The sequence below is a fragment of the Serratia silvae genome (assembly GCF_023282985.1).
In the GTDB taxonomy this organism is placed as follows: Bacteria; Pseudomonadota; Gammaproteobacteria; order Enterobacterales; family Enterobacteriaceae; genus Chania; species Chania silvae.
The window spans coordinates 64903-82087 of sequence record NZ_JAGQDC010000016.1; the positions used below are offsets into that span (position 1 = coordinate 64903).

The 17185-nt window shown below is 53.5% G+C and carries 18 protein-coding genes and 2 tRNA genes; 15 read left to right on the forward strand and 5 right to left on the reverse strand.

Annotation, left to right across the window (positions count from 1 at the left end):
- Nucleotides 1-44: 44 nt before the first annotated feature.
- On the forward strand, nt 45-419 hold the full coding sequence (locus KAJ71_RS17880; RefSeq protein ID WP_248946945.1) for a DNA-binding protein: 375 nt from the start codon (nt 45-47) through the stop codon (nt 417-419).
- A gap of 44 nt (nt 420-463) precedes the next feature.
- Here the strand turns inward: KAJ71_RS17880 and ispB are convergent, their stop codons facing one another.
- The gene (gene ispB, locus KAJ71_RS17885; protein WP_248946946.1) at nt 464-1435 is read right to left on the reverse strand and encodes an octaprenyl diphosphate synthase; all 972 of its coding nucleotides are present in this window, start codon (nt 1433-1435) and stop codon (nt 464-466) included.
- 269 nt (nt 1436-1704) lie between these two features.
- Between ispB and rplU the strand changes: the two genes are divergently transcribed.
- The 4 genes from rplU (at nt 1705) to cgtA (ending at nt 4558) form a co-directional block, all read left to right on the forward strand.
- Nucleotides 1705-2016 carry a 50S ribosomal protein L21 gene (gene rplU, locus KAJ71_RS17890; protein WP_004955927.1) on the forward strand — a complete coding sequence of 104 codons (312 nt, stop codon included), beginning with the start codon at nt 1705-1707 and terminating at the stop codon, nt 2014-2016.
- Nucleotides 2017-2033: 17 nt separating this feature from the next.
- On the forward strand, nt 2034-2291 hold the full coding sequence (gene rpmA, locus KAJ71_RS17895) for a 50S ribosomal protein L27 (protein WP_004933559.1): 258 nt from the start codon (nt 2034-2036) through the stop codon (nt 2289-2291).
- Between the two features lie 106 nt (nt 2292-2397).
- Nucleotides 2398-3369: a DMT family transporter gene (locus KAJ71_RS17900; protein WP_248946947.1), complete on the forward strand. Its 972-nt coding sequence runs from the start codon at nt 2398-2400 to the stop codon at nt 3367-3369.
- A 16-nt stretch (nt 3370-3385) separates the two neighbouring features.
- Entirely contained in the window at nt 3386-4558 is a 1173-nt protein-coding gene (cgtA, locus tag KAJ71_RS17905) for an Obg family GTPase CgtA (RefSeq protein WP_248946948.1), read from the forward strand.
- Nucleotides 4559-4650: 92 nt separating this feature from the next.
- Here cgtA and pmrB read toward each other — a convergent pair whose 3' ends face one another.
- From pmrB to dacB, 3 genes are read right to left on the reverse strand one after another with little or no spacing between them, the layout of a single operon-like run.
- Nucleotides 4651-5715, reverse strand: coding sequence for a two-component system sensor histidine kinase PmrB (pmrB, locus tag KAJ71_RS17910; protein ID WP_248946949.1), 1065 nt, complete (start codon nt 5713-5715; stop codon nt 4651-4653).
- On the reverse strand, nt 5712-6374 hold the full coding sequence (pmrA, locus tag KAJ71_RS17915) for a two-component system response regulator PmrA (RefSeq protein ID WP_248946950.1): 663 nt from the start codon (nt 6372-6374) through the stop codon (nt 5712-5714). Before pmrA ends, pmrB begins: the two co-directional genes overlap by 4 nt.
- An 11-nt stretch (nt 6375-6385) precedes the next feature.
- Complete coding sequence (gene dacB / locus KAJ71_RS17920) at nt 6386-7819, reverse strand: serine-type D-Ala-D-Ala carboxypeptidase (RefSeq protein ID WP_248946951.1); 1434 nt, start codon at nt 7817-7819, stop codon at nt 6386-6388.
- Between the two features lie 304 nt (nt 7820-8123).
- Between dacB and greA the strand changes: the two genes are divergently transcribed.
- On the forward strand, nt 8124-8600 hold the full coding sequence (gene greA, locus KAJ71_RS17925) for a transcription elongation factor GreA (protein ID WP_021807521.1): 477 nt from the start codon (nt 8124-8126) through the stop codon (nt 8598-8600).
- Nucleotides 8601-8715: 115 nt separating this feature from the next.
- Here the strand turns inward: greA and yhbY are convergent, their stop codons facing one another.
- Nucleotides 8716-9009, reverse strand: coding sequence for a ribosome assembly RNA-binding protein YhbY (yhbY, locus tag KAJ71_RS17930; protein ID WP_248946952.1), 294 nt, complete (start codon nt 9007-9009; stop codon nt 8716-8718).
- A gap of 143 nt (nt 9010-9152) precedes the next feature.
- On the opposite strand from yhbY, the gene rlmE reads away from it, so the two are divergent.
- From rlmE to nusA, 9 genes are all read left to right on the forward strand, one after another.
- On the forward strand, nt 9153-9782 hold the full coding sequence (gene rlmE / locus KAJ71_RS17935) for a 23S rRNA (uridine(2552)-2'-O)-methyltransferase RlmE (protein ID WP_248946953.1): 630 nt from the start codon (nt 9153-9155) through the stop codon (nt 9780-9782).
- Between the two features lie 56 nt (nt 9783-9838).
- The gene (ftsH, locus tag KAJ71_RS17940; RefSeq protein WP_248946954.1) at nt 9839-11770 is read left to right on the forward strand and encodes an ATP-dependent zinc metalloprotease FtsH; all 1932 of its coding nucleotides are present in this window, start codon (nt 9839-9841) and stop codon (nt 11768-11770) included.
- A gap of 139 nt (nt 11771-11909) precedes the next feature.
- Complete coding sequence (gene folP, locus KAJ71_RS17945; RefSeq protein ID WP_248946955.1) at nt 11910-12743, forward strand: dihydropteroate synthase; 834 nt, start codon at nt 11910-11912, stop codon at nt 12741-12743.
- Between the two features lie 7 nt (nt 12744-12750).
- Nucleotides 12751-14088, forward strand: a complete 1338-nt coding sequence (gene glmM, locus KAJ71_RS17950; protein WP_024483368.1) for a phosphoglucosamine mutase — start codon at nt 12751-12753, stop codon at nt 14086-14088.
- 249 nt (nt 14089-14337) lie between these two features.
- Entirely contained in the window at nt 14338-14673 is a 336-nt protein-coding gene (gene secG / locus KAJ71_RS17955; RefSeq protein ID WP_024483369.1) for a preprotein translocase subunit SecG, read from the forward strand.
- Nucleotides 14674-14742: 69 nt separating this feature from the next.
- Nucleotides 14743-14829, forward strand: a tRNA-Leu gene (locus tag KAJ71_RS17960).
- 60 nt (nt 14830-14889) lie between these two features.
- Nucleotides 14890-14966 (forward strand) — tRNA-Met (locus KAJ71_RS17965).
- 216 nt (nt 14967-15182) lie between these two features.
- Nucleotides 15183-15635: a ribosome maturation factor RimP gene (rimP, locus tag KAJ71_RS17970; protein WP_024529072.1), complete on the forward strand. Its 453-nt coding sequence runs from the start codon at nt 15183-15185 to the stop codon at nt 15633-15635.
- 21 nt (nt 15636-15656) lie between these two features.
- The gene (nusA, locus tag KAJ71_RS17975; RefSeq protein ID WP_021179051.1) at nt 15657-17165 is read left to right on the forward strand and encodes a transcription termination factor NusA; all 1509 of its coding nucleotides are present in this window, start codon (nt 15657-15659) and stop codon (nt 17163-17165) included.
- The last annotated feature ends 20 nt before the right edge of the window (nt 17166-17185 follow it).

Genomic DNA, 17185 nt, shown 5'->3' on the forward strand with positions numbered 1-17185 from the left:
TGCCGATAAGTCAGTCAGGGCAATGCTGCTATCAAGGAGGGGGAATGGACAAGGCGTGGTTTACCGCCGAAGAACTGAAAAATAAGGGAGAATTGGGTAGCTCCCCGCAAGGGATCAATAAGCGAGCACGTGAGAAAAACTGGCTATGGCAGCGGCGTTATGGCAAGCAGGGGGTGACTAAGGAGTATCATATTAGTAGCTTACCTCTCTCGACCCAAAACGAGTTGTATCCCCAGCAATATCCCCTTGCCGCAGAGGAACCGGCGGCTTATACCGTTTCCCATCATGACGATCCTATCAAACGTTTGCAGGGTTATCTGGCAGGCATGAAGCCAGACGAATACGCGGTTCTACTGGGTTTTCTGGCGGAGAAGGGGGCTGCGGGGCTACTGGATCTCATTAGCAAGGCAAATAGATAGGCCCGCACCGCAGGCCTATTTGAATATTTAGAAACTTAAATTTCTTAAAATTCTCGTTGAACCGCCAGATGCGCTAATCCTTCCAGCGCGGTTCGATAAGCAGAGGCGGGTAAAATCTGCAATGCGGCGATCGCCTTATCCGCTTCTTCTTCTGCGCGCTGACGTGTATAGGTGAGTGAACCACACTCCTGCATGGCAGCCAGAACCGGTTCAAGCAGATGGCGGCCATTCCCCTGTTCAATCGCGCCGCGGATCATCGCAGACTGCTCGGCATTGCCATTATGCATAGCATGCAACAACGGCAGCGTCGGCTTCCCTTCGTTCAAGTCATCGCCAGTATTTTTACCCAGGGTCACGCCGTCTGCACTATAGTCCAGCAGATCGTCGATCAGCTGGAATGCCGTACCAAGATAGCGTCCATAATCTTGCAATGCCTGCTCTTCGGCCGGGTTAGCCTCGGAGAGAATAGCTGAGGACTGGGCTGCCGCCTCAAACAGACGAGCGGTTTTGCTGTAGATGACCCGCATATAGTTTTCTTCACTGATATCCGGATCGTTGACGTTCATCAACTGCAGCACTTCACCTTCGGCGATCACGTTGACCGCTTCGGACATCACTGCCAGTACGCGCAGCGATTCCAGGCTGGTCATCATCTGGAAAGCACGCGTATAAATGAAATCACCCACCAACACGCTGGCAGCATTGCCAAATGCCGCGTTGGCGGTTGCCTTGCCACGGCGCATGTCGGACTCATCCACCACGTCATCATGCAACAGGGTGGCGGTATGGATGAACTCTATCAGGGCAGCGACGGCAATGTGTTTATCACCTTGATAGTGCAAGGCCCGTGCCGCCAGGACGGCTATCATCGGGCGAATGCGCTTACCGCCACCGCTGATAATGTAATAGCCAAGTTGATTGATGAGCGTGACATCGGAATTCAACTGTTCGAGAATTGTTGCGTTCACGGCCGCCATATCTTGCGCGGTTAACTCAGTAATTTGTTCTAGGTTCATTGTATTTTTTTCAGCTGTGTTTCTGTTGACCGCGATGAGAACGCTGCTCACATCGGTACATGGCGGTAACTGTCCTGTTGATTGTACTTGAAAATCGGCCCAGATAAACGTTGTGAGAGAAACTGTGTTTTTTTTCTTCTTTTTTCACCTTCTGGCCCTAATCTGCTCTTGTCATATGCAGGATTATTGCGTAGAATTCGCGCCCTATTGTGAATATTTATAGCGCGCTCTGTACTGAACAGTTGGGCACGCGGAAAGCGGAGTTTTATATGTACGCGGTTTTCCAAAGTGGTGGTAAACAACACCGAGTAAGCGAAGGTCAAACCGTTCGCTTGGAAAAGCTGGACATCGCAACTGGTGAAGCGGTTGAGTTTGACCAGATTCTGATGATCGCTAATGGCGAAGATATCAAAATCGGCGTTCCTTTCGTCGATGGCGGTAAGATCAAAGCTGAAGTGGTTGCTCACGGTCGTGGCGAAAAGATCAAGATTGTTAAGTTTCGTCGTCGTAAGCACTATCGTAAGCAGCAAGGTCACCGTCAGTGGTTCACTGATGTTAAAATCACCGGCATCAGCGCTTAAGTTAGGAGAGCGGATTAATGGCACACAAAAAGGCTGGCGGCTCGACTCGTAACGGTCGCGATTCAGAAGCTAAACGTCTGGGCGTAAAACGCTTTGGCGGCGAAGCAGTACTGGCAGGCAGCATCATCGTTCGTCAGCGCGGCACCAAATTCCACGCTGGTACCAACGTGGGTTGCGGCAAAGACCACACTCTGTTTGCTTTGAAAGACGGTAAAGTCAAATTCGAAGTTAAAGGCCCGAGCAATCGTAAATTTATCAGCATCGAAGCTGAATAATTTTCGAGCCTTACGAAATAGATGTTAAGCCCCGCAATTCGTTGCGGGGCTTTTTACATTTATAGATTGCTTGTGCTTAGCCGCACAACGCACAGACAGTGAGAAGATGGAAAAAAAACAGCAGGCTGGCGTTGGTATTTTTCTGGCGGTCACCACAGCGGTTTGCTGGGGCGCGTTGCCTATCGCAATGAAAGAAGTGCTGGAAGTGATGGAGCCGTTTACCATCGTCTGGTATCGCTTTACGATTGCCGCTATCGGCCTGGGGATGATCCTGGCGGTGCGCGGGCGTTTACCTCCGCTGAAAATGTTCCGTCAACCCCGCTGGTTGCTGTTGCTGGTGATCGCCACTGCCGGGTTGTTAGGCAACTTTGTCTTCTTCAGCTCCTCGCTGCAATATTTGAGTCCGACAGCCTCGCAGGTTATCGGCCAACTCTCGCCGGTGGGCATGATGTTCGCCAGCATATTGATCCTGAAAGAAAGGATGCGTATCACTCAGGTGATTGGCGCTCTGATGCTGATCTGCGGGCTGATGCTGTTTTTCAACGTCAGCCTGATCGAGATCTTCACTCAGTTCACAGACTACACGCTCGGTGTATTGTTGGGCGTGTGTGCGGCCATGGTTTGGGTGACCTATGGCGTGGCGCAGAAAGTATTATTGCGTCGATTGGCCTCACCGCAGATCCTGGTATTGTTGTACACTTTATGTGCGATCGCGTTATTCCCGCTTGCAATGCCAGCGGTGATTTTCCAGCTTAGCGGTTGGCAATTGGCCTGTCTGTTGTTCTGTGGTGCTAACACGCTGATTGGTTATGGTGCGCTGGCGGAAGCGATGGCGCGCTGGCAGGCGGCTCAGGTGAGTGCGTTAATCACGCTGACTCCTCTGTTTACCCTGCTATTTTCAGATTTATTGGCGCTGGCCTGGCCACAGGTATTTACCGCCCCGGCATTGAATGTCGTCGGCTATGTAGGTGCTTTTGTGGTGGTTGCAGGCGCCATGTTTTCCGCAATTGGTCACCGTTGGTGGCCGCGACGGGCAGAAACCAACCTGGTTGCTTCTTTGAAGCCGCCCGGTGAATGAGTTACGGAGACGGTAAATGAAGTTTGTAGATGAAGCAGCGATCCTGGTCGTTGCAGGTGATGGCGGTAATGGTTGCGTCAGCTTCCGCCGCGAAAAATACATCCCGAACGGTGGGCCAGATGGCGGCGACGGCGGTGACGGCGGTGACGTTTACCTGGTGGCAGACGAAAACCTGAATACCCTGATCGATTACCGCTTTGAAAAATCTTTCCGTGCCGAACGTGGCCAGAATGGTCAGAGCCGTGACTGTACCGGTAAACGCGGTAAAGACGTCGAAATCAAGGTGCCGGTTGGTACCCGCGTGCAGGATCAGGGCACCGGTGAGATCCTCGGCGATATGACCCGTCATCAGCAGCGCCTGATGGTGGCGAAGGGCGGTTGGCACGGCCTGGGCAACACCCGTTTCAAATCCTCGGTAAACCGTGCTCCGCGCCAAAAAACGCTGGGCACCAAAGGCGAGATGCGCGATATCCTGCTGGAGCTGCTGCTGCTGGCTGATGTGGGCATGTTGGGCCTGCCGAACGCCGGTAAGTCGACCTTCATTCGCGCGGTTTCTGCTGCCAAGCCAAAAGTGGCGGACTACCCGTTCACCACGCTGGTACCGAGCCTAGGCGTGGTACGTATGGACCATGAGCAAAGCTTCGTGGTGGCGGACATTCCTGGCCTAATCGAAGGCGCACATGAAGGTGCCGGCCTGGGGATCCGTTTCCTGAAACATCTGGAGCGCTGCCGCGTGTTGCTGCATCTGGTGGACATCGCTCCGATCGACGAGTCCGATCCGGTAGAGAATGCCAAGGTCATCATCAACGAGCTCAACCAGTACAGCGAAAATCTGTCGCAAAAGCCACGCTGGCTGGTGTTCAACAAAGTTGACCTGCTGGACGAGGAAGAGGCCGCCGAGCGCGCCAAGGCGATCGTAGAAGGCATGGGTTGGGAAGGTAAGTACTACATGATCTCCGCTGCGAACCGCGAAGGCGTTAACGCTCTGTGCTGGGACGTGATGAACTTCATCAATACGCAACCGAAAGCCATGGCGATCGAAGAAAGCGCGCCAGAAAAAGTCGAGTTCATGTGGGATGATTACCACCGTGAGCAGATCGCTGAAGTGGAAGCCGAAGCGGACGACGATTGGGATGATGACTGGGATGAAGATGACGACGAAGGCGTCGAAATCATCTACCAGAAGTAATTCTGCGTAATAAAGTAACGGCTCGGTTCGATGAACCGGGCCCTTACCCGTCGTCTTTCAAGCTGCAGCTTGAAATCCATAGGGTAAATATTTTATAGAGTCAAAATATTATCGGGTAACCAGCACAGTGCATCCAAGCCGTTGGCATCGGTACGGTTTTCCAGGCGTAGATAGCCACGGTGCAACTGAACGATACGGATCACGATATTCAATCCCAGCCCGCTGCCGCCATAACGCTGATCCATCCGGCGGAAGGCCTGAGTCAACTCTCCCGCCATCTCTTGTTTGATACCCGGCCCCTCGTCGAGCACCTGTAAGCGTTGCCCATTATTCTCTGAGGTGAGCTGAACACGAATGACGCTCTTCTCGGGGCCATAGCGGTGCGCATTTTCAACCAGATTACGCAGCATCAGGCGTAGCAATACCGGATCGCCGTGGGTCGGGGCACTGCCTGGCAGTTGCCAGACAATCTTTTGCCCGCGCAGAGCGGCTAGCTCCTTCAACTCCTCCTGCAATGGCTCGATAACGTTGGTCACCCAGTCAAACTGTTGGTAATGGCCACTGGCGAAATCCTGCCCGGTGCGCGACAGCATCAGCAATTGCTCAACCACGTGCATCAGTTGGTCAATGCGGGCGATCAACTGTTTACTGCCCGTAATTCCCTGTTGCTCCATCAGTTCCAGATGTAGCCGGATCCCCGCCAGCGGTGTGCGTAATTCGTGGGCAGCATCGGCAGTGAACAGACGCTCTTGCTGGATGGTATGGTCAAGGCGTGAAAATAGCTGATTCAATGCCTTGGTGACCGCTACCATCTCCAGACTGTCGTTGGATACCGGCAAAGGCGTCAGATTATCTGCCGAACGTTTCTCCAGCTTTTCCTGCAGTTGATTCAGCGGCCGGATAATCCAACTGATGGCCCAGAAGGAGACCAACAGGGTCACCACCATCATGATCAGCGAAGGGGCAAGCAGTGAAGCGATCGCTTCGGCAATCTCGGTATCGACCCGCTCGTTGCGGACTTTGGCCGACAGGGTTTCATCCACCAGGAAACTGATCTGCTCCTGGCTTTCATGCCATAGCCAAAACGCGCTGATAAGCTGAGTGACCAGCAGGATCAGGGCCAACATCAGCAGCAAACGACGGCGCATGCTGATCAAGATGCGGACTCCAGACGGTAACCAATGCCACGTACGGTGCGGATACGATCTTTGCCCAATTTACGGCGCAAATTGTGCATATGCACTTCGAGGGTATTCGAACCCAGATCGTCGTTCCAGGTATAGAGATCCTGTTGCAACAGCTCGCGGTTGACGGTTTGCCCGGCCCGCATCATCAGACGCGACAGAATGGCAAACTCTTTCGGCGTAACGTCTATCGCTTGCTGTTGCAGAAACACCTGCTGACTGGACAGGTTGAGCGTCAGATCGTCCTGTTGCAGTAGGTTATCGCTGTGGCCCTGATAGCGGCGGATGAGTGCCCGCACCCGGGCTTGCAGCTCAATCAGCGCAAAGGGTTTGACCAGATAGTCATCGGCACCGGCATCCAGCCCATCGACACGGTCTTGCAACGCGTCGCGTGCGGTGAGGATCAACACTGGGATGCTGATCTGTTGACGACGCCACTGCCGCAGCAGGGTGGCACCGTCAACATCTGGCAAGCCGAGGTCGAGGATCACCATACTGTATTGGCTGGTGACTATCAGGCTATTGGCCTGCGCGGCGTTGGCTGCACAATCACAGGCGTAGCCTTCGTTGGACATTGCCAACGCCACGCCTTGCTGCAATAACTCATCGTCCTCAACAATCAGTAGCTTCATGCCCTTGGGCCTCAATTGTTCTGATAGATATCCCGATACAACCGGCTTTCGAAACGCACCAGCGGCGCTCGGCGCTGTTTCTGATCTTCTGGCGGCACTGCGTAACCTGATAGATATTGCACAAAGGCAAGGCGCTGACCACTGGCAGTGGTGATAAAGCCAGCCAGATTATAGACCCCTTGCAGCGCTCCGGTTTTGGCAGAAACCTTACCGTCGACCCCGGCTTCGTGCAGTCCACCGCGATAGCGCAGCGTGCCATCATAACCGGACAGCGGCAGCATCGAGATAAAGTTTAGCTCGCTGTCGTGTTGAGCAATGTATTGCAACGCCTGCATCATGGTGGCGGGTGCCAGCAGGTTGTGGCGCGACAGGCCAGAGCCGTCCACCACGATGCTGTTACCCAGATCTACCCCGGCTTTCTGGCGTAGAACCTGGCGTACTGCATCTGCCCCTGCACGCCAAGTGCCCGGTACGCCGAAGCGTTCATGGCCAATGGTGCGAAAGACGGTATCGGCAATCATGTTGTCCGACTTCTTCAGCATGATTTTCAGTAGGTCATGCAGCGGTGCAGACTGCGTCTGAGCGATCACCGTTCCCGTCATGCCTGGCTGGGTTTGGCGCTTCAAATGGCCGTTAATCTGGATCCCCGACTTGACCAGCTCATCTTTCAGGATGGCACCGGCATAGCTGGCTCCATCTTGAATGGCGAATGCCAACGGTAGTGGTTCACTGCGTTGGGTCAGGCATCCGGTCAGCGTAAAGCGGTTCAATTCGCCCGGCACCACATCCAGTTCACAATATTGTGCATCCGCAGAGCCTTTCGCCAGCGTTCTTACCTGGCTGAACATATTGACCGGGTAGAATGAAGCCACGCGAATAAACGCCATCTCACCGGGGTTAGGGGCGCTGTAAAGAGAAACCGAGAAACAGTTGCGATCGACAATCGCCGCTGCTGGCGGGGCGCTGAAACATTGGGTCATATCGTTCCAGGGCCAGCCGGGTGCTTTGTCATGGCTGGCAAACACCGAGGTATCGACCAGCACATCGCCGCTGATTTCGCGAACTCCCTGTTTTTTCAGTTCCGCCACCATATTGCGCAGATTTTGCCGCTTGAAGGTGGGATCTCCGCTGAAACGGGCGATAAGGTTGCCACGCAACACGCCATCCTTGATGTCGCCCTGACTTTCCAGTGTCGTGGTGAAGCGATAATCCGGCCCGAGCTGCAACAAAGCCGCCAGCGCGGTGAGCACCTTCTGGGTGCTGGCCGGGAGTGCCATTTGCTGTGAGTGATAATCGATGGTTGGCGTGGTTGCGCCAATCTTCTGAACTATCAGGGCCAGGTTCGCCCCATCAGGCAAATATTGTGTGTAATCTTCAACCGGGGCCGCATGGGCATTAACAGCAAATGCGCAGGCCAATACACTGACAATTCGTGAAAAACGCATAATCTCGGGGTAACAGCTGGATAACGTGCTGTCATACTACGGTGCATCAAGGGATAAAGTAAACGATGACCCTTAAGGAACTCTAGGCTAAAATGCGTATCAAAATGCAAAATCGACGCTGGCTTGGAGCAAATCTCCGAGCTCGGTTTCTTTTGTTTATCGCCTGGAGACGGAAGGCGCAATGCCTGCCGTAATTTCATACGAACACGTCAGGATGACGCTAATGCCCTATGGATGTTGAGCCGCAGTTAGCTTGAAAGACCACGGGTATATTTGAACAGGATAGATTTAGAGGTATTTAACGATGAAACAGATCCCGATGACCTTGTTTGGCGCAGAACAGCTGCGTGAAGAACTAGAATACTTGAAAGGTGTGCGTCGCCCGAAAATCATTGCCGATATCGCCACCGCACGCGAACACGGTGACTTGAAAGAAAACGCCGAGTATCATGCCGCTCGTGAACAGCAGGGTTTCTGTGAAGGACGTATCCAGGAAATCGAGGCTAAGCTGTCCAATGCGCAGGTGATTGACATCACCAAAATGCCTCAGACTGGCCGCGTGATTTTTGGTGCTACCGTCTCGGTGATGAATCTTGATACTGAAGATCAGGTGACTTACCGCATCGTGGGTGATGATGAAGCCGATTTTAAGAAAAATCTCATTTCCGTCAACTCACCGATGGCTCGCGGCCTGATCGGCAAAGAGCAGGATGATGTTGTTGTCATCAAAACCCCCGGTGGCGATGTAGAATACGAAATTCTGAAAGTGGAATATCTTTAATTTCACCCGGGTTGGTTAAAAGTTCGGCAGGGTTTTGTAAAGAAAGGAAAAAGGCCGCAAGCGGCCTTTTATCTGAACCCGGCGCATGGCACCGTTTCGGTACACAGAGAGCGGATTAGCGCGGTAAAGTGATCTTGCGCTCTTTCGACGGGCGGTAAAGAATAAGCGTACTGCCGATCACTTGCACATTGCAGGCACCCGTTTCACGCACAATAGCGTCGGCGATCAGGGCTTTGGTTTCGCGATCTTCGGCAGCAATTTTTACCTTGATCAGCTCGTGATGCTCCAGAGCCTGCTCAATTTCAGCCAGCACCCCTTCGGTGAGACCGTTATTACCCAGCATGACCACCGGTTTTAACGGATGTGCCAGGCCTTTCAGGTGTTGTTTTTGTTTATTATTCAGATTCATTGTCTTTTTTGCTTAAGTTGGGATTGAAAACGGTACATTCTACCGCCATCTCATGTGTATCACCAAATCGGTCTGCACCGAATTGAGTTTACGTGAGAAGCGAACCTGGCATGAGACTCTTTTTAGGATAGTTGGAATACTCGATGGCAAATAAAAAGCGTTCGGCCAGTTCCAGTCGCTGGCTCCAAGAACACTTTAGCGATAAATATGTGCTGCAGGCGCAGAAAAAAGGGCTGCGCTCGCGCGCCTGGTTTAAACTTGATGAAATACAGCAAAGTGACAAACTGTTCAAGCCGGGTATGACGGTCGTTGATTTGGGGGCTGCACCGGGCGGCTGGTCGCAATATGTAGTAACCCAGATTGGTGGTAACGGGCGTATCATTGCCTGTGATATTTTGCCAATGGATCCCATCGTTGGCGTCGATTTCCTTCAGGGCGATTTTCGTGATGAACTGGTTCTCAAGGCGCTGTTGGAACGTGTAGGTGATAGTAAGGTTCAGGTAGTCATGTCTGACATGGCCCCGAATATGAGCGGCACCCCGGCGGTCGATATCCCAAGATCGATGTATCTGGTGGAATTAGCACTGGAAATGTGTCGTGATGTTCTCGCACCAGGCGGTAGTTTCCTGGTGAAGGTGTTCCAGGGAGATGGCTTTGACGAGTACCTACGGGAAATTCGCTCCCTGTTTACGAAGGTTAAGATTCGTAAGCCAGACGCTTCTCGCGCACGTTCGCGTGAAGTGTACATTGTAGCGACAGGGCGGAAACTGTAGTACCCTAACGCTGTTTGTTAACACAGTTGTAATATGAGGTTAATCCCTTGAGTGACATGGCGAAAAACCTAATTCTCTGGCTAGTCATCGCGGTCGTGTTGATGTCGGTATTCCAGAGCTTTGGGCCCAGCGAGTCTAATGGCCGTAGGGTAGATTACTCTACCTTCATGACCGAACTGACCCAAGATCAGATCCGTGAAGCGCGCATTAATGGGCGTGAAATAAACGTTGTCCGTAAAGACAGCAACAAGTACACCACTTACATTCCGGTCAACGATCCGAAGTTGCTGGATACGTTGTTAACCAAAAACGTTAAAGTTGTTGGTGAGCCGCCGGAAGAACCAAGTTTGCTGGCTTCCATCTTTATTTCCTGGTTCCCGATGCTGTTGCTGATTGGGGTCTGGATCTTCTTTATGCGGCAAATGCAGGGCGGCGGCGGCAAGGGCGCGATGTCCTTCGGCAAGAGCAAGGCCCGTATGCTGACGGAAGACCAGATTAAAACCACTTTTGCCGACGTTGCAGGCTGTGACGAAGCAAAAGAAGAGGTAAGTGAACTGGTCGACTACCTGCGCGAACCGAGCCGTTTCCAGAAACTGGGCGGTAAGATCCCGAAAGGCGTGCTGATGGTTGGCCCTCCGGGTACCGGTAAAACCCTGCTGGCGAAAGCCATTGCCGGCGAGGCGAAAGTCCCGTTCTTCACCATTTCCGGTTCTGACTTCGTCGAAATGTTCGTCGGTGTGGGTGCATCCCGCGTCCGTGACATGTTCGAACAGGCCAAGAAAGCGGCACCGTGCATCATCTTTATCGATGAAATCGACGCCGTAGGTCGCCAACGTGGCGCAGGTCTGGGCGGTGGTCACGATGAACGTGAGCAAACGCTGAACCAGATGCTGGTTGAGATGGACGGCTTTGAAGGCAACGAAGGTATTATCGTCATCGCGGCAACCAACCGTCCTGACGTCCTGGACCCGGCATTACTGCGTCCAGGCCGTTTCGACCGCCAAGTGGTGGTTGGGCTGCCAGACGTGCGTGGCCGTGAGCAAATCCTGAAGGTGCACTCACGTCGTGTACCGTTGGCGCCAGATGTTGATGCTTCTGTGCTTGCACGTGGTACTCCAGGCTTCTCCGGTGCGGATTTGGCCAACCTGGTCAACGAAGCGGCCCTGTTCGCAGCACGTGGCAGCAAGCGTGTGGTGTCGATGGTGGAATTCGAAAAAGCCAAAGACAAGATCATGATGGGTGCGGAACGTCGCTCCATGGTGATGACGGAAGCACAGAAAGAATCGACCGCCTATCACGAAGCGGGCCACGCCATCATTGGCCGCCTGGTTCCTGAGCATGACCCGGTGCATAAAGTCACGATTATTCCTCGTGGCCGTGCGCTCGGCGTGACCTTCTTCCTGCCGGAAGGGGATGCGATCAGCGCCAGCCGTCAGAAGCTGGAAAGCCAAATCTCCACCCTGTACGGTGGCCGTCTGGCAGAAGAAATTATTTACGGGCCGGAAAAAGTCTCTACCGGTGCATCGAACGACATTAAAGTCGCTACTTCGATCGCCCGCAACATGGTGACCCAATGGGGCTTCTCTGAGAAGCTGGGGCCATTGCTGTATGCGGAAGAAGAGGGCGAGGTGTTCTTGGGCCGTTCCGTAGCCAAGGCGAAACACATGTCGGACGAAACCGCACGTATCATCGACCAGGAAGTCAAATCCCTGATTGAGCGCAACTACATCCGCGCACGTGCGTTGCTGATGGAAAACATGGACATCCTGCATTCGATGAAAGATGCACTGATGAAATATGAAACCATCGATGCACCGCAGATCGACGACCTGATGAACCGTAAAGATGTGCGTCCGCCAGCTGGTTGGGACGACGTGGCGAAAAGCAACAACTCCGACAACGGTGGCACACCAAAAGCGCCAACGCCGGTAGATGAGCCGCGTACGCCAAACCCAGGCAACACCATGTCTGAACAGCTCGACAAGTAACATCGGCTGTAGCGTAAAATAAAACCCCGGCCAGCCGGGGTTTTTTGTTTGCTGGCGGAAAATTGCGACCTCTCCTGGGTGAGAGGGGCGGGATCCACTCCAGGCAACAGAGTAGTATTGACTCCAAGGTAGATTAATCATGCAGTTAACCGTGCGCGACCAAATCCTCGATCTCAACCACCCTCGGGTGATGGGGATCCTCAACGTTACCCCAGACTCCTTTTCTGACGGCGGACGGCATAATTCGCTGAATGATGCCCTGCTACACGCGCACGCGCTGATTTCGGCGGGTGCTACGATGATTGATGTGGGGGGCGAATCCACGCGTCCGGGCGCTGCCGAGGTCAGTGAAGAGGAAGAGATTGAGCGCGTCGTGCCGGTTGTAGAAGCCTTGGCGCAGCGGTTTGAGATTTTTATCTCGGTGGATACCTCAAAAGCGGGCGTGATCCGCGAATCCGCCAAAGCCGGCGCGCATCTGATCAACGACGTTCGCTCATTGCAGGAGCCTGGTGCGCTGCAGGCCGCCGCCGAAAGCGGTCTACCGGTCTGCCTGATGCACATGCAAGGTGAGCCGCGTACCATGCAGCAAGCACCGCATTACGATGACCTGATGGCGGACGTTAATGTGTTTTTCCAGCAGCATATCGACCGCTGTATTGCAGGCGGCATAGCAAAACAGAAATTGTTACTCGACCCAGGCTTCGGTTTCGGTAAGAATTTAGCGCATAATTATCAGCTTCTGGCCCGATTGGCGGAATTTCATCACTTTGGTTTACCACTGTTGGTGGGGATGTCGCGTAAGTCGATGATTGGGCAACTATTGAATGTTCCACCTGAACAGCGGGTTATCGGCAGCGTTGCCTGTGCGGTGATTGCCGCGATGCAGGGGGCGCAGATAGTCAGAGTGCATGATGTCAAAGAAACCGTCGAGGCGATGCGTGTCGTCGAGGCAACACTTTCAGCTAAGGGATAGTAGAGACATGAGCGAACGCAAATACTTTGGTACCGACGGCATTCGTGGCAAGGTGGGTGACAGCCCGATAACCCCAGAGTTCGTCCTCAAACTAGGTTGGGCGGCCGGCAAGGTATTGGCGCGTCATGGTTCCCGCAAAATCATCATCGGTAAAGATACCCGTATCTCTGGCTATATGCTGGAGTCAGCGCTGGAGGCCGGTTTAGCGGCTGCGGGGCTGTCCGCTTCGTTTACCGGCCCGATGCCAACCCCTGCGGTGGCTTATCTGACCCGAACTTTCCGTGCGGAAGCTGGGATCGTGATTTCTGCCTCGCATAACCCGTTTTACGATAACGGCATCAAATTCTTCTCCATTGACGGTGCCAAACTGCCAGATGACGTTGAAGAAGCGATTGAAGCAGAAATGGAAAAACCGCTGACCTGCGTCGAATCTGCCGAGCTGGGTAAAGCCAGCCGTATTGTCGATGCCGCCGGGCGCTATATCGAATTCTGTAAAGGCACCTTCCCGAGCGAACTGAGCTTGAACGGGCTGAAGATTGTGGTGGACTGCGCCAACGGTGCTACCTATCACATTGCCCCAAGCGTTTTGCGTGAGCTGGGTGCTACGGTGATCGCTATCGGCTGTGAGCCGGATGGCATGAACATCAACGAAGAGTGTGGCGCTACCGATGTACGTCAACTGCAGGCGCGCGTGCTGGAAGAGCAGGCACACGTTGGCCTGGCCTTTGATGGCGATGGCGACCGCGTGATGATGGTGGATCACCTGGGTAACAAGGTCGACGGCGATCAGATCCTCTACATCATCGCTCGTGAAGGCCTGCGCCAGGGGCAACTGCGCGGCGGTGCCGTAGGTACCCTGATGAGCAACATGGGCTTGGAGCTGGCACTGAAGCAGCTCGGTATCCCGTTTGCCCGTGCCAAGGTGGGAGACCGTTACGTACTGGAAAAACTGCAAGAGCTGGGCTGGCGCATTGGGGCGGAAAACTCCGGCCATGTGATCCTGCTGGACAAAACCACCACCGGGGACGGTATCGTCGCTGGCCTGCAAGTGTTGACGGCAATCGTGCGGAATAACATGAGCCTGCACGACCTGTGCAGCGGCATGAAGTTACTGCCACAGATCCTGGTCAACGTGCGCTTTGTCGGTGAGCATAACCCGCTGGAGTCAGAGGCGGTGTTGAAGGTCGCTGAGCAGGTCGAAGCCGAATTGGCCGGTCGTGGCCGCGTACTGCTGCGTAAATCGGGCACTGAACCGCTGATCCGCGTGATGGTGGAAGGCGAAGATGAACAGCAGGTTATCGCGTTGGCGCATCGTATCGCCGATGCGGTCAAGCTGGCAGGTTAACACGCTGTTTTTACGCAGGTACGCTGTCAGTGCCTGCGTAATTTCCCGATTAGCCCTGCTTTTGCTGTTTTTTTCCGCAAACGCATCGGTGGTTGCAAATTGCCCTTGCGCGCTTTGATGGCTTTGGTTAGTATTCACACCCGCTTCAGTGGGCTGTTTTAGTGACACGCCACGCCTTCTTTAGTTTGGAAGCATCTGGGGTGAGAAGCATTTGGCACGCGGTGAACCCGCAAGGATACAGGTACCACTATGTACGAAGCTCTTCTGGTAATTTTCTTGCTGATATCGATCGGGCTAGTCGCTCTGATTATGCTACAGCAAGGTAAAGGCGCTGATATGGGAGCCTCATTCGGAGCAGGTGCTTCTGGCACGTTCTTCGGATCGACCGGTTCAGGCAACTTTATGACCCGCATGACGGCTGTTCTGGCGACGCTGTTTTTCGTCATCAGTCTGATCCTGGGCAACCTGAGCACCAATCAGGGCAAGAAAGGCAGCGAGTGGGAAAACCTGGGTCAGCCAGCGCAAACTGAGCAGACTAGCACTCCGGCAGCACCAGCTAAACCGGTCAGTGACATCCCGCAGTAAGCCGCTGAAAAGTTTTAAAACGGTTGTTTTTGACCTCAATAGAAACAGCCGTGAGCAGTAAAAATCAGTACCGAGGTGGTGGAATTGGTAGACACGCTACCTTGAGGTGGTAGTGCCCTAACGGGCTTGTGGGTTCGAGTCCCATCCTCGGTACCAAATCCCAGAGATAACTTGTGTTTTAGCAATTATCGGCGTAATATTTGCCACGTTTTCGGACGCGGGGTGGAGCAGCCTGGTAGCTCGTCGGGCTCATAACCCGAAGGTCGTCGGTTCAAATCCGGCCCCCGCAACCACTTTCCTTTAAGTGTTTATTTTCAAATACACTTTCGATTGAATTCCGCTTTTCTCGATCAACATTTGAAAATGGCACTTGCTAGAAAGTTGCACCGAAGCCGCTTTGCGGCAAACAGGGTCCAGTTGCATAAAGCCCCGAATTTTCGGGGTTTTTTGTTATTTGGCAACAGAATCACTGGGCTATTAGGCCCTTTTTTTATGTCTTGGGGGTGGGCTTGTCCACATTAGAGCAAAAATTAACAGAGATGCTTTCCGCACCGGTAGAGGCGTTGGGCTTTGAGCTCGTAGGCATCGAATTTATTCGGGCGCGCCAATCGACACTACGCATCTATATTGATAGTGACAACGGAATCAATGTTGATGATTGCGCTGATGTCAGCCACCAGGTCAGCGCTGTACTGGACGTCGAAGATCCGATCACGGTCGCTTATAACCTGGAAGTCTCCTCTCCTGGCCTTGAGCGCCCTATGTTCACCGCGGAACACTATCAACGTTTTCTCGGTGAAGAAGTCAGCGTTGTTCTGCGTATGGCGATACAAAACCGCCGCAAATGGCAGGGCATCATCAAGTCTGTAGAAGGCGAGATGATCACGGTTACTGTGGATGGGAAAGATGAAGTGTTCGCGCTGAGTAATATTCAGAAAGCGAACCTGGTACCCCACTTTTAAAGTTTGGATGAGGCAACTAGGATGAACAAAGAGATTCTGGCTGTTGTTGAAGCAGTTTCCAATGAAAAATCCCTACCACGTGAGAAGATTTTCGAAGCCCTGGAAACCGCTTTAGCTACCGCCACCAAGAAGAAATATGAGCAGGAAATCGAGGTCCGTGTCAGCATTGACCGTAAGACTGGCGATTTCGACACCTTCCGCCGTTGGGTCGCCGTTGATGAAGTGACCCAGCCAACGCGTGAAATCACGCTGGAAGCTGCACAGTATGAAGATCCGTCTATAGAATTGGGCGGTTATATCGAAGATCAGATCGAATCTGTGACCTTTGACCGCATCACCACTCAGACGGCGAAGCAGGTTATCGTACAGAAAGTGCGTGAAGCCGAGCGCGCGATGGTGGTTGACGCCTTCCGTCAACACGAGGGTGAAATTGTCACCGGCGTGGTGAAAAAAGTTAACCGTGACAGCATTGCGCTGGATCTGGGTAGCAACGCCGAAGCGGTCATTGGCCGTGAAGACATGCTGCCACGTGAAAACTTCCGCCCAGGTGATCGTATCCGTGGCGTACTATACGCGGTGCGTCCAGAAGCGCGCGGTGCGCAACTGTTCGTCAGCCGTTCCAGCCCGGATATGCTTAAAGAGCTGTTCCGCATTGAAGTGCCGGAAATTGGCGAAGAAGTGATTGAGATTAAAGCGGCAGCCCGCGATCCTGGCTCCCGTGCGAAAATTGCCGTGAAAACCAACGACAAACGTATCGACCCGGTCGGTGCTTGTGTTGGTATGCGTGGTGCCCGCGTCCAGGCCGTTTCGAGCGAGCTTGGCGGGGAACGTATTGATATCATCCTGTGGGATGATAACCCTGCACAGTTCGTCATTAACGCCATGGCCCCGGCAGATGTTGCCTCGATCGTGGTGGATGAAGACCGGTGCACGATGGACATCGCCGTTGAAGCCAGCAACCTGGCACAGGCGATCGGCCGTAATGGCCAAAACGTGCGTTTAGCTTCCCAACTGTTGAAACAGCATCGTGATGATGATCGCTGGGAACTGAACGTGATGACGGCGGACGATCTGCAGGCCAAGCATCAGGCCGAGGCTCATGCCGCCATTGATACCTTCACCAAGTATCTTGATATCGACGAAGATTTCGCCACCGTTCTGGTCGAAGAAGGCTTCTCTACTCTGGAAGAACTGGCTTACGTGCCAATCAAAGAGCTGCTGGAAATCGACGGTCTGGATGAAGATATGGTTGAAGCGTTGCGCGATCGCGCCAAAGCTGCATTGACCACGCTGGCCCTGGCACAGGAAGAAAGCCTGGGCGACCAAAAACCTGCTGATGATTTGCTCAACCTCCCGGGTCTTGAGCGCAGCATGGCCTTTAAACTGGCCGCGCGTGGGGTTTGTACGCTGGAAGATCTTGCCGAGCAGGGTGTTGACGATCTGGCTGATATTGAAGGGCTTAGCGATGAGCAAGCCGGCGAGCTGATTATGGCCGCACGTAATATCTGTTGGTTTGGCGACAACGCGTAATAACTGTAGCAGGAAGGAAC